The sequence below is a fragment of the Maribacter luteocoastalis genome, assembly GCF_048890225.1.
Lineage (GTDB): Bacteria > Bacteroidota > Bacteroidia > Flavobacteriales > Flavobacteriaceae > Maribacter > Maribacter luteocoastalis.
The window spans coordinates 1-12,134 of the sequence record NZ_JBMFZG010000012.1 but is presented as its reverse complement, the minus strand read 5'-3'; the positions used below and the strand labels follow the sequence as shown (position 1 = coordinate 12,134).

The following is a 12,134-nucleotide window of genomic DNA, read 5'->3' as shown; positions in this document are numbered from 1 at the left end:
ATGAAAAAAGGATTAATCGTACTTATAGTACTTGGCGTAATTGCATTTGGACTTTATCAATGGGGCGTGGGCTTTAACAACACAGCCATAAGTCTAAAGGAAACCTCAACTAAAACCTGGGCAAACGTTGAAAGTGCCTACCAACGCAGAAATGACCTTATAGGTAATTTGGTGAAGACCGTACAGGGCGCAGCAGATTTTGAAAGAGGAACATTAACCGACGTTATTGAAGCACGTGCCAAAGCAACCTCCATCAGTATTGACCCAACGAATATTACACCAGAACAGTTGGCACAATTTAATGAGGCACAGAGTGGATTAAGCGGAGCATTGAGCCGACTTTTGGTTACTGTGGAACGCTATCCAGAACTAAAGGCGAACCAGAACTTTTTAGAATTACAATCGCAATTAGAAGGTACCGAAAACAGAATTAATGTTGCTAGGGACAGATTCAATGCAACTGTTGAACCATACAACCTACACATTAAAAAATTCCCCAATTCCATATTAGCTGGGTTATTTAATTTTGATGAATTGGCCTATTTTAAATCGGAGTCCGGTTCTGAAAAAGCACCAGATGTAGATTTTAATTTCGAATAATTAAACAATGTCCAAAGTAGAGGATTTTTTGACGGAGGCTGAAGAGCGGGAAGTTGTTAACGCTATTCTTGAGGCTGAAAAAAATACTTCAGGAGAAATACGGGTACATCTTGAAGCACATGCCAGGATAAATCATTTTGAACGTGCTAAAGAGGTTTTCCATATGCTTAAAATGGACAATACCAAAGAAGAAAATGGCGTGCTACTTTATGTTGCCGTGAATGACAAGAAATTTGCCATTTGTGGCGATAAAGGCATTAATAAGGTAGTCCCCAAGGATTTTTGGGAAACAACCAAGGAAACCATTCAAAATCACTTTAAAAATGGTAATTTCAAAGAAGGTATTGTGGCAGGGGTCCTTAAAGCGGGTAAAGAATTGGAAGCCCATTTCCCATGGCATCATGAAAGCACAAATGAATTGAGCAATGAGGTATCTAAAGGTTAGTCTTATTGTTTTTTTATGCTGGATACTTCCAGGATATGCCCAATTTGAAATACCGGAGAAGCCTGAACTGCAAACTAGTGTTTACGACTATATTGACCTTCTTGGTAATCAACAAAAAATAACACTTAGTAATAAACTCATACGATATTCGGACAGTACTTCTACCCAAATTGTCATTACAATAATAAGCAGTACAGAAGGAGAGAACATTAATTATCTAGGAGCCCAATGGGGACAAAAATGGGGTATTGGGCAGAAAGGAAAGGACAATGGCATTCTTATAATCTTGGCCAAGGACGATAGAAAAATTGCTATAAATACGGGCTATGGCGTAGAAGCTACCCTTACCGATGCTTTATCAAAAAGAATTATTGAAAACATAATTTTACCAGAATTTAGATCAGGTGATTTTTATGCAGGTCTGGACAAAGGTTCAGATGCTATTTTTCAAGTGTTGACCGGTGAATTTAAGGAAGATCGTACCTTTGATGACCATCAAGGGTTTCCGTTCTCCTCTTTTCTCCCTTTTATCATTTTCATCATCATTATCATTATCCTTTGGAGTAGAAAAAGTGGTGGAAAAAATAATGGTCGTGGTGGGCGAAGACACGGTGGATTAAGTCCGTGGGACATCATCATACTAAGCAATATGGGTAGATCAAGTGGTTCTGGAAGTTCAGGCGGTGGCAGTTTTGGAGGCGGTGGTTTTAGTGGCGGCTTTGGTGGTGGCGGCTTTGGAGGCGGTGGGGCCTCTGGTGGTTGGTAAACATTTAGCTCCTAGCTCCTGGCAAACTATTTTTTCCTCATAAAAACAGCCATAGGCACACCAGTAAAATTAAATTCCTCTCTTATCTTATTCTCCAAATAGCGTTTGTAGGGCTCCCTAACATATTGCGGAAGATTACAGAAAAAAGCAAACTGTGGATAGGGCGTTGGCAGCTGCGTACAAAACTTGATCTTTACAAACTTACCTTTATACGCTGGCGGAGGATAATTCTCAATTAGAGGCAACATTACATCGTTAAACTTTCGCGTCTGAATCTTTCTATTACGATTCTCATAGACCTCAACGGCGGTTTCTATTGCCTTGAATATGCGCTGTTTTGTAAGCACTGAAATAAATAAAATGGGAACATCTGTAAAAGGCTCAATAGCCTGTTTAATACGTTGCGTATATTGTTTAATGGTATTGGTTTCCTTGTCTTCTACCAAATCCCATTTGTTTACTAAAATCACGATTCCCTTATGGTTTCTAGCGGCTAGCCAAAAGATATTTTCTACCTGGCCGTCAAATCCCCTAGTGGCATCCAACAATAACAAACAAACATCACAATGTTCAATTGCCCTTACTGAACGCATAACCGAGTAAAACTCTAAATCTTCCTTTACTTTGGATTTTCTGCGGATTCCTGCAGTATCAACCAAATTAAATTCAAAACCAAACCTGTTATATTTAGTATCTATACTGTCACGTGTAGTACCTGCAATATCTGTAACTATATATCTTTCTTCACCAATAAGGGCATTAATGAAAGATGATTTACCTGCATTTGGCCTGCCCACTACGGCGAATCTTGGCAACTCACTTTCTTCTTCGACTACATCTGGCAACTCTTTTACAAGTGCATCCAATAAATCGCCTGTTCCGCTTCCATTTATACTTGAAAGTGTATAGAAATCACCCAAACCAAGTGAATAAAACTCAACGGCGTCTTCTTCACGCATGGCATTATCTACCTTATTCACGGCAAGAAAAACTGGTTTATTAACACGACGAAGTAATTTAGCTACATCCTCGTCCATCCCGGTTACCCCGGTCTCTACATCCACCATAAAGATTATAGCGTCTGCCTCTTGAATGGCAAGCTCAACTTGTTTGTCTATTTCCTGTTCAAAGATATCATCGCTACCCAAAACATAACCCCCGGTATCAATAACAGAAAATTCTTTACCGTTCCAATCACTCTTACCATAATGGCGATCACGGGTAACGCCGCTTACCGCATCAACAATAGCTTCCCTACGTTGTATTAATCGATTAAAAAAAGTCGATTTCCCCACATTTGGCCTTCCCACAATAGCTACAATAGCGCCCATAACTTTAAATTTGGCGCAAAGGTACTATTTAATGTGTCATAAACAACATACGTACAACCCAATAGCGATACTTAACTGATCAGGGGGTACTGATGGTTTTTGAAGAAGAATAAAGATAAGGCTCCCCTTTATGCCGAGTTCATATTTTATAAACTAGAGAACCGGATGGTATACTGCCAAATTTAAAAGTATTGACCGATCAATACATTCCAACAGACACTATTACTGATTATATCCAAACCTTTTTAACTGTCTACTATCACTTCGCCAGTTTTTGTTCACTTTTACATATAACTCTATATGTACCTGTTTGTCAAAGAATTTTTCTAAATCCTTACGGGCTTCTACCCCCACTCTTTTCAAGGCACTACCTTTATGCCCAATTATAATTCCTTTTTGTGTATCACGCTCAACCATAATCACTGAACGAATTCTTATAATTTCCTCATCCTCAAAAAATTCCTCTGTCTCAACTTCCACCGCATAGGGAATCTCTTTCTTGTAATACAACAAGATTTTTTCCCTAATGGTCTCATTTACAAAAAAACGTTCTGGTTTATCTGTTAATTGGTCTTTTGGGTAATATGGCGGTGATTGCGGCAATAATTCCAAAATACGCTCAAACACCCCTTTTACATTAAAGTTTTGCAATGCAGAAATAGGATGAATTTCTACGGTTGGTAATTGTTCTTGCCAGTATTGGACTTGTTCCTCCAACAATTCCTGGCTTGCTCCATCGATCTTATTTAAAAGTAATAGTACGGGGATTTTAGAATTTTTTATTTTATCAAAGAACTTTTCGTCTTTTAGTGCCTTCTCCCCTATTTCCACCATATACAAAAGCACATCGGCATCCTCAAAGGCAGATTTCACAAAATCCATCATAGAGGACTGCAAATCGTAAGCAGGTTTAATAATTCCTGGGGTATCACTTAAGATTACCTGAAAATCATCCCCATTGACGATTCCTAATATTCTATGCCTGGTAGTTTGCGCCTTTGAGGTAATAATAGAGAGTTTTTCCCCCACAAAAGCGTTCATTAAGGTAGATTTACCAACGTTAGGGTTTCCAATAATATTTACAAAACCAGCCTTATGCTCTTTCATGCTTCAATTTTTTAAAATATACTTTTGCCGCAGCATTTACTTTTGGCGCCAACAAAAGTACAGCTATCATATTAGGGATTACCATTAATGCATAAGATAAATCAATCAAGTTTTTTACCAGTTCCAATGATGCAACGGCTGCAAAAACAATCATGATAATAAAATACCAATTATAAAAGCGTCCAATTTTGGCATTGGTTAAATAAGACAAGCATTTTACGCCATAATAGGAATACGTAAATAATGTAGAGAGCGCGAATGCAGAAACAATAATCATTAATAATTCATCACCAAAGCCAAAAAGTGTTTTTTGAAATGCGTTCAAAGTCATTACAATTCCGCTTCCATCCTCTAAATATGCACCACTAAGTATAATGACAACAGCAGTAAAGGTACACACCAAAATGGTATCTATAAACGGGCCCAACATTGCCACAAGACCTTCGCGTATAGGCTCGTCATTCTTAGATTGACCGTGATACATGGGCGCGCTACCCAAACCTGCTTCGTTTGAAAACATGGCCCTACGTACACCAATGATCACCAAACCCCAAAAACCACCAGTAACAACAGTTTTAAAATTCCATGCTTCTGTAATGATTAATTTTAGTGACGGCAATACCTGGGATGCATTCATTACCATAACAATTATAACGGCAACCAGATATACCAAAACCATAAATGGAACCAATGCAGTAGCTACTTTGGCTATTTTTGATAGTCCGCCGAAAATAACAAAGGAAGTGATTATGGCCAGGACAAAACCTATAGTCAACTTCCAATTATAGTCACTCATTTCAAATAGGGTTGATCCGGGATCAATTACACTCATAAACGTTTCTGTAAACTGATTGGCTGTAAATACCCCTAAAAACCCAAACAATCCGGCTATAGCAAAGAAAATGGCCAAGGGCCTATATTTATTCCCCAAGCCTTTAGTAATATAAAACATAGGACCTCCTTGAAGATTTCCCTCAGAATCATGACCCCTATACATTATTGAAAGACTACAAGAATAAAATTTGATACACATACCAATTAATGCGGTCATCCAAATCCAAAAAACAACTCCAGGGCCACCATCATGAATGGCAATGGCGACCCCAGAAATATTTCCTAGCCCAACGGTTGCAGCAACTGCGGCAGAAAGTGCCTGTAAAGAGCTTACATCTCCCTTGGCATTTTTGTCATCATACTTTCCACGTGTAATAGCCAAGGCATGACCAAAATACCTGTAAGGCAGCAATTTAGAGTAAAACATCAACAGTAGTCCACCACCGATCAATAAAATAAACATAGGCCACTCTGTCCATGAAATAGCATTGGCCAAAAAATCATTAAAATCCGTCATAATTTCGAAGGTATAGATTTTTAAGATAAAGTTTAGAATAGAATTTTGATTTAAGTAAAAAAGGGTTGTATATTTGCAGTCACTCCGCGGGATAGAGCAGTAGGTAGCTCGTCGGGCTCATAACCCGAAGGTCACTGGTTCGAGTCCAGTTCCCGCTACTAAGATTAAAATCTTAAAAAACAACGGTTTAGTTTTCACTAAGCCGTTTTTTTATGCCTAATTTTAAGGAGTTGTTTTCTAATGAATACAAAAATGAATACGAAAGTGCATACGATTTGTCTGTAGAGCGAAACTTTTCCGAGCCCAAAATATATTCGGCCAAGTGGGATTTAAAAAAAAGATGGTATGTCTATTTTTCTTTTCGTGACCCTAAAACCGGAAAGAAAAAACGACAGACTCCCTTTTACGGAAATGCCAACAAGTATAAAACCAAAGAAGATAGGTTATCAGTATTGGTCACCTATAGAAAGGTCTTGTTACGGTTATTGAAACAAGGCTACAATCCCTATTCCGATAATTTAGAATTACATCATAGTTTACAATCTAAAAATGATACCGCCAATACCCAACGCTTAGCCAATGAGGGCATCAAAAATTTGAATCTTATTTCAAATGGGAAAAAAATGACTGTTCAAGAAGCTTTTGATTTTGGGATAAAACGCAAAGAAAAATTATTAAGCCAAACAACCAAAAGAGGCTATGAAAATAAAATAAAAATTTTTTTAAAATGGTTAAAAACATACTGTCCTGAAATAGTGGACATCACAGATCTTGATAAGAAGGTTGTTACCTCATTTTTAAATGATGTTTTGGATAGGACAAGTGCCCGTAACAGAAATAACTTCAGAACAGATTTAAGTAGTATTATTCAAGTATTCGTCGACAATGATATCTTAGAGCAAAATTTTATAAAGAAAATACCTCCATTAAAATCTATTCCGGAACGAAATAAAACATATTCTCAGGATACACAAGAAAGGATATTTAGTCATTTAGAAATAAATGACCCAATATTACTACTTTATATAAAATTCATCTCCTATAATTTTTTACGGCCTATAGAAGTATGCAGACTACGAGTGAAAGATATTGACCTAAAAAATAAAAGGGTCCATTTCAAGGCTAAAAACAGTCCTTTGAAGACAAAGATCATTCCGGAAATATTATGGAAGGATATACCAGATCTTAAAAAACTGGATGAAGAAGCGGTACTGTTCACACCGGACAAAATTGCAGGCAAATGGGAAACGACTATTGGAAATAGGAGAGACTATTTTACAAAGCGTTTTAAAAGAGTCGTCAAAGAACCCTTCAATTTAGGCGCAGATTATGGCCTGTATAGTTTTAGGCACACATACATTACTAAATTATATAGGGCCTTGATGAAGGATTCTTCACCTTTTGAAGCAAAAAGTAGGTTGATGTTAATAACCGGTCATACCTCTATGACTGCGTTGGAGAAATATTTACGCGACATAGATGCTGAATTACCAGAAGATTATTCAACTATGCTAAAGAGTGCACATGAATAACACATCCTTAGAAAAATTTTACAGAGAACTAATTCCAATTTTGTGGGAAGAAATTGTGTTTTACATCCCTGACAATCAATTTGCAAATGAATTCATAGAAAACTATAAAAAATTTGATTTTCAAAAATTTAAAAATAAGGTACTAGTTATAGATTATGTTAAGGGACCGATACTTTACAAATCGGATAGGGACAATAGTGGGGTAATTTTGAAAGGAGCTTCTCTAAAAAAAAATATCTACCAGTTAATAAATAGGAAGGCCAATTCAAATGAATTGGAGTTTAACTATGTTTTGGAACAATACTATGAGCAAGTCGAATGTCTGTTTTATATAACCAAATGGCTGCAAGACAACTTGACCCAATTACGGCCTTTGGAAAGTACTATTAAAGGGTTGTTCTTAATTCAATATAATAGCTATAAAGTTCATCTTGAAACGATAATAAAACACTTTTACCCTAGAAAGGAAGATGCGCCGGAAAATAATCTTAATTTAGCCAAAACAATAGAATCTTCGCTTCCTAAATTATCCAAGTATTACGATAAAAAGGAAATACGAATAGCGAAGCAAGAAATTTTATCTGGCAAAGGGGAGCTCACTATAAAACCACCCCCACTTTCCAAAAAAGTACCCGCAATAAAAAGAGTCGATAAATCACCTATTATTACCGAAAAGGAGGCCGAAACTATTTTATTGAAGCGAATTTTCAATATAGATATAAAAAAATAGGATGAATAGAGAAATATGCTCATACCGCGATGTGGATTATGTAGCATTAGAAATTAAATCCATTTACCAATAACAACAATCTTCTATTTAAACTTTTCTGATTTTTATTTTAAAATAGTAATACAGTCACCTTTTTAAGAATTATCTTCAATACTGGCATCTGGAGCATTAGACTTGACCGAGGCAATTCCACTCTCCATAGATGATGAACTCGAATACCTTTCACTGACTCCAATTACTTGACCGTTTGATGCTTTAAGATTAAAGTATGGACTGCCATCCTTAGCTGTATTCCTATCATATCTGCCGTCATCTTGTGAATTTGCACGAACCGAAGCAATTCCATTGTTACAGGCTGCTTTTGTGGAATAGGCTTCACTACTTAGAATAACCTGTCCATTGGATGCCTTTAAATTGAACCTAAACTGTCCAGATTTATCCTTTTTAATTTCAAATTTTCCCATTATATTGTTTTTAAACTTGTCTTAAATTTAAGAATTTCAGGTTGTTCCATCCAAAAAAAACATTCTCAAGACTTCATATTTTATCACCAAACCCAGATAATAGTCTATTCTTTTGAAATTGATGAAAACAATCATCGTTTCTGTTTTGTCCTTATCAATTTCATAAAAAAGATTTTCCATAAATCAGTCCGAATGCGAATATTACTATATAGGTTACCACTAATTTTGAATTAAATACAACGTAGCGCCATATAAAGTCCGCGTTATTTTATGCAACTATACTGAAAACCTTTTTCATTTTTTTTGACTGTAATGGGAATACAATAATGCGGTCCAAAGTACATATGTTGAACTGATATGTTGCGTGATTTGCCTTGGTGGAGTTATAGCAAGAAATCTCTTGTTCTGCCCCTTTAGGTAATCTGTCAAAGCACTTCGATGATTTTTCTTTTGAAGAGGATACTTTTTTTAATATAGATATAACTTCGAAAACAACATATTTGGATGTGATTGACAATATGTTAAAGAGAAAGGTCAAAGAGGATAAAATGCCAAAGGATCAAGAGGCAATGGATTACCTCATCGAAACTCTTTTCAACAAAAAAAATTATAACCTGTTTAAATAGCCTTTTCATTCACCTGTAAAACGGGCCCCTATTTTTTGACCTAATGAAATGGAGAGGGATGCCGTTTGCCGATACCAACCATAGGTCTATGGTATTTCCTTATGGTAAAAAAGTTTCCAATAGGGTTGAAGAGGGTTACAGAGGTTAAAAAAAACCCATTCAAAACCCGTAGAAGGTGAATTTGGGGTCGTATTTTAAAAAATACCCTATCTAGTGGTGGCCTATCGTTGTCATGTATAACTAAAAAAAAGAAAAAACCCTAGTTGTTGGGTCCTATAGTGATTGCAGAAGTTAAAAAAAACCCCATTCACAACCCGTAGAGGGTAAATTAGGGGTCGTATTTTAAAAAATACCCTATCTAGTGGTGGCCTATCGTTGTCATGTATAACTAAAAAAAAGAAAAAAAACCCTAGTTGTTGGGTCCTATAGTGATTGCAGAGGTTAAAAAAACCCCCATTCACAACCCGCAGAGGGTGAATTTGGGGTCGTATTTAAAAAAAAACCCTCTCTAGTGGTGACCTATCGTGGTCATGTATGGCTAAAAAGAAAAAAAAACCTGATTGTAGGGCCCTAAAGTAGTTGCAGAGGTTAAAAAACCCCATTCACAACCCGTAGAGGGTGAATTAGGGGTCGTATTTTAAAAAACACCCTATCTAGTAGAGACCTATGGTGGTCATGTATGGCTAAAAAAGAAAAAGAACCCTAATTTGCCATATCCTACCATAACAAATACCTCTGTAAAAAACCCCAATTGACACACAGGAATGTGGGTTAAAAAACTTTTCTTATTGGGTATGGTCATTTCTCCATATAGTCCTGCCATTTAATAAGAAGGTATTTTTCCTTTCCATTGTTCAGTGTTCTCAAAAACCCATATTCATACACAAACAAATACACATCGCCTTTTTGGTTTTTCCAATAATGGGTAAAAAAATTAGGGTCAAACCCCTGGGCCAATAGCTCCTCTTTTCTTATGGTGGTAAAACCTGATCTGTTATATTTTTTCAATAACTTTCTGTTTATCCGTAATTTTTTTTCAACCTTTAAATAAAAAGTTTCTGTCTCCTGCCTATTTTCATATTGATGTATTGACCTGCACTTTGATGAACAGAACTTCTTGTCCGACCTTCCTTTTACAATTTCATCACACATAGGACATAATCTAACATCAGCCATTTGTAAACATATATTATGAGTTTAATATACAGTTTATATTTAATTTCTTGTCTATTCTTGCTACATGAATGCTATGAAATCGATAACACTTTATCATTTAATGATCAATGGGCAAAAAATGATCGGCATCAAATTCTCTCCAGATAGGCTTATACAGGGCTTGGTGAAGAGCCTCCCAGAACCCAAATGGAGCGAGCCCCACCAAATGGCCTATATTGTAAACACAAAAAGAAACCTAGGGATTATCTTTTCTACTTTCAAGGGTCTAGTGTGGATCAATTACAATCGTTTCCTTTCCAATAAACCTATAAACACCAATAATGAGCTGGTTGACGTGGCTTGGTTCAGAAAGCGAAAATGTCTACCTGGATACCGTCTCTGTCCAGAAGAATATTTACTAAAGCTTGAGTTGAAAAGATACGCAAACAGTACTGTACGCACCTACGTGGTTTTTTTTGAAATGTTCATCAACCATTACAAAAACAAGGAGTTGACCGAAATCAACGAAAGTGACATAAGGTCTTACTTACAAAAGCTTATCCATAGAAACCGATCCAATTCTTACCTAAACCAAACTATCAATGCCATTAAATTTTACTATGAGGCAGTTCTTGGTATGCCCAATAGGTTTTATGAGATAGAAAGACCTAGAAAAGAATCAAAATTGCCTAAGGTCATTGCCAAGGAAGAGGTCTTTTCCCTTATTGACAATACGCAAAACATCAAACACAAATGTATACTAAAACTCCTGTATGGATCGGGATTAAGACGTTCTGAACTATTAAATTTAAAACTTACGGATATAGACAGTAAACGAATGTTGGTGCGTGTTGAAGGGGCAAAAGGGAACAAGGACAGATATACCCTATTATCCAAAACGGCGTTGGACGACCTTCGCATGTACTATAAGGAATGGCGCCCAGAGGTGTTTTTGTTTGAAGGAAGGAAAGGAAGAAAATATAGTGCCGAAAGCGTGGTACAGGTGGTAAAGAAAGCGGCAAAAAAAGCCAGATTGATGCAAGTGGTGACCCCACATACCTTACGGCATAGTTTTGCCACGCATCTTTTAGAAGCTGGAGTGGATCTACGCCAGATTCAGGTACTTTTGGGCCATGGTTCTAGCAAAACAACGGAAATTTACACCCATGTGGCAACCAATACTTTTAAAACAATCAAAAATCCTTTAGATTAGATGTTTATAAAATAGGAATATGTGTAATTGTACACATACACAATTGTTGTACCACATTTGAGAAAAACCTGCTAACTGAATGAAATTGTTTCCGACTAAAAATTTTAACGCTGAATTGAGAAGCGACTACTCAATCTCTATGCAAAATTTAAAATCAAATACAGAAATCACTGATTCCCTAACTTCTGATTGGACAAAAAAAGAATTTAGAGGACAAGTAAATGAAAAAGGGTTTAAACTGATTTCGTCTGAAATAGGTCGTGGAGCAGTTTGTGTTTTGATAGGAAAATTTGAGGGAAAAATAGGCGAAATTGAGGTTCGGATTCATAAAGCATTTAAAGTAATGTTCTCAATCCTTTTATCTTATCCTTTTATTGGATTTGGTTTAATCGCCTACAATCAAGGAATTGAAAAAGGACTTAGCTTTTTACCAATTCTTTTAATAGGTTTACTCGTTATAAGATTTGTATTTATAGAATTAAGTTTTCGATTTATCTCAAATACTGGGATAAATAAACTGACAAATATTTTGACTATTAAAGAATTAATTAAAAAATAAAAACGTGGTACAACAATGTATAACCGCAATTACGGCGGATTCGACTGCGTCCGAATCCACTCGGAATTGCTAACGTCAGTGCTAAACCGAAAATTAACGCATATTAACCCGTAACTGACGGTTATACGAACCGTTGCCAGTAATTTGAGAAAATCTGTAAATAAATTCAAAAATCTGTCATATTTCCAAAACTCTTGTCACTAAATAAGTAGAGAGTAATAATGAAAGACATAAAACCAATGACAGAAACATATG

Annotated in this window: 12 protein-coding genes and 1 tRNA gene; 8 read left to right on the top strand and 5 right to left on the bottom strand. The window is 36.2% G+C overall.

The window, feature by feature from the left end; all coding sequences use genetic code 11:
- The 3 genes from ACOCEA_RS16730 to ACOCEA_RS16720 are packed head-to-tail and all read left to right on the top strand — an operon-like array spanning position 1 to position 1,811.
- On the top strand, positions 1 to 600 hold the full coding sequence (locus tag ACOCEA_RS16730) for a LemA family protein (RefSeq protein WP_420757421.1): 600 nt from the start codon (positions 1 to 3) through the stop codon (positions 598 to 600).
- Between the two features lie 7 nt (positions 601 to 607).
- Positions 608 to 1,045 (top strand): TPM domain-containing protein, encoded by a 438-nt coding sequence (locus ACOCEA_RS16725; protein ID WP_420757420.1) that lies wholly within the window; start codon positions 608 to 610, stop codon positions 1,043 to 1,045.
- Positions 1,026 to 1,811: a TPM domain-containing protein gene (locus ACOCEA_RS16720; RefSeq protein WP_420757419.1), complete on the top strand. Its 786-nt coding sequence runs from the start codon at positions 1,026 to 1,028 to the stop codon at positions 1,809 to 1,811. Before ACOCEA_RS16725 ends, ACOCEA_RS16720 begins: the two co-directional genes overlap by 20 nt.
- A 26-nt stretch (positions 1,812 to 1,837) precedes the next feature.
- Here the strand turns inward: ACOCEA_RS16720 and der are convergent, their stop codons facing one another.
- The 3 genes from der to ACOCEA_RS16705 form a co-directional block, all read right to left on the bottom strand.
- Positions 1,838 to 3,142: a ribosome biogenesis GTPase Der gene (gene der / locus ACOCEA_RS16715; RefSeq protein ID WP_420757418.1), complete on the bottom strand. Its 1,305-nt coding sequence runs from the start codon at positions 3,140 to 3,142 to the stop codon at positions 1,838 to 1,840.
- A gap of 222 nt (positions 3,143 to 3,364) precedes the next feature.
- Positions 3,365 to 4,249 (bottom strand): GTPase Era, encoded by an 885-nt coding sequence (gene era / locus ACOCEA_RS16710; RefSeq protein WP_420757417.1) that lies wholly within the window; start codon positions 4,247 to 4,249, stop codon positions 3,365 to 3,367.
- The gene (locus ACOCEA_RS16705; protein WP_420757416.1) at positions 4,236 to 5,600 is read right to left on the bottom strand and encodes an alanine/glycine:cation symporter family protein; all 1,365 of its coding nucleotides are present in this window, start codon (positions 5,598 to 5,600) and stop codon (positions 4,236 to 4,238) included. The genes era and ACOCEA_RS16705 overlap by 14 nt, the downstream gene beginning before the upstream one ends.
- A gap of 85 nt (positions 5,601 to 5,685) precedes the next feature.
- Between ACOCEA_RS16705 and ACOCEA_RS16700 the strand changes: the two genes are divergently transcribed.
- From ACOCEA_RS16700 to ACOCEA_RS16690, 3 genes are all read left to right on the top strand, one after another.
- A tRNA-Met gene (locus ACOCEA_RS16700) sits at positions 5,686 to 5,758 on the top strand.
- A 54-nt stretch (positions 5,759 to 5,812) separates the two neighbouring features.
- Positions 5,813 to 7,132: a tyrosine-type recombinase/integrase gene (locus ACOCEA_RS16695; protein ID WP_420757415.1), complete on the top strand. Its 1,320-nt coding sequence runs from the start codon at positions 5,813 to 5,815 to the stop codon at positions 7,130 to 7,132.
- Positions 7,125 to 7,862 carry a hypothetical protein gene (locus ACOCEA_RS16690; RefSeq protein WP_420757414.1) on the top strand — a complete coding sequence of 246 codons (738 nt, stop codon included), beginning with the start codon at positions 7,125 to 7,127 and terminating at the stop codon, positions 7,860 to 7,862. Before ACOCEA_RS16695 ends, ACOCEA_RS16690 begins: the two co-directional genes overlap by 8 nt.
- Positions 7,863 to 7,996: 134 nt before the next feature.
- Here the strand turns inward: ACOCEA_RS16690 and ACOCEA_RS16685 are convergent, their stop codons facing one another.
- Entirely contained in the window at positions 7,997 to 8,326 is a 330-nt protein-coding gene (locus tag ACOCEA_RS16685; protein WP_420757413.1) for a YegP family protein, read from the bottom strand.
- Positions 8,327 to 9,750: 1,424 nt separating this feature from the next.
- Positions 9,751 to 10,128 (bottom strand): hypothetical protein, encoded by a 378-nt coding sequence (locus ACOCEA_RS16680; protein ID WP_420757412.1) that lies wholly within the window; start codon positions 10,126 to 10,128, stop codon positions 9,751 to 9,753.
- Positions 10,129 to 10,192: 64 nt separating this feature from the next.
- Here ACOCEA_RS16680 and xerA point away from each other — a divergent pair, with 64 nt between their 5' ends.
- Positions 10,193 to 11,320 carry a site-specific tyrosine recombinase/integron integrase gene (gene xerA / locus ACOCEA_RS16675; RefSeq protein WP_420757411.1) on the top strand — a complete coding sequence of 376 codons (1,128 nt, stop codon included), beginning with the start codon at positions 10,193 to 10,195 and terminating at the stop codon, positions 11,318 to 11,320.
- A gap of 79 nt (positions 11,321 to 11,399) precedes the next feature.
- The gene (locus ACOCEA_RS16670; RefSeq protein WP_420757410.1) at positions 11,400 to 11,879 is read left to right on the top strand and encodes a hypothetical protein; all 480 of its coding nucleotides are present in this window, start codon (positions 11,400 to 11,402) and stop codon (positions 11,877 to 11,879) included.
- Positions 11,880 to 12,134 lie beyond the last annotated feature (255 nt).

Coding starts and splice junctions, on each gene's coding strand:
- ACOCEA_RS16730 (WP_420757421.1), top strand. CDS start 1: ATGAAAAAAGGATTAATCGTACTTATAGTACTTGGCGTAATTGCATTT.
- ACOCEA_RS16725 (WP_420757420.1), top strand. CDS start 608: ATGTCCAAAGTAGAGGATTTTTTGACGGAGGCTGAAGAGCGGGAAGTT.
- ACOCEA_RS16720 (WP_420757419.1), top strand. CDS start 1,026: ATGAGGTATCTAAAGGTTAGTCTTATTGTTTTTTTATGCTGGATACTT.
- der (WP_420757418.1), bottom strand. CDS start 3,142: ATGGGCGCTATTGTAGCTATTGTGGGAAGGCCAAATGTGGGGAAATCG.
- era (WP_420757417.1), bottom strand. CDS start 4,249: ATGAAAGAGCATAAGGCTGGTTTTGTAAATATTATTGGAAACCCTAAC.
- ACOCEA_RS16705 (WP_420757416.1), bottom strand. CDS start 5,600: ATGACGGATTTTAATGATTTTTTGGCCAATGCTATTTCATGGACAGAG.
- ACOCEA_RS16695 (WP_420757415.1), top strand. CDS start 5,813: ATGCCTAATTTTAAGGAGTTGTTTTCTAATGAATACAAAAATGAATAC.
- ACOCEA_RS16690 (WP_420757414.1), top strand. CDS start 7,125: ATGAATAACACATCCTTAGAAAAATTTTACAGAGAACTAATTCCAATT.
- ACOCEA_RS16685 (WP_420757413.1), bottom strand. CDS start 8,326: ATGGGAAAATTTGAAATTAAAAAGGATAAATCTGGACAGTTTAGGTTC.
- ACOCEA_RS16680 (WP_420757412.1), bottom strand. CDS start 10,128: ATGGCTGATGTTAGATTATGTCCTATGTGTGATGAAATTGTAAAAGGA.
- xerA (WP_420757411.1), top strand. CDS start 10,193: ATGAATGCTATGAAATCGATAACACTTTATCATTTAATGATCAATGGG.
- ACOCEA_RS16670 (WP_420757410.1), top strand. CDS start 11,400: ATGAAATTGTTTCCGACTAAAAATTTTAACGCTGAATTGAGAAGCGAC.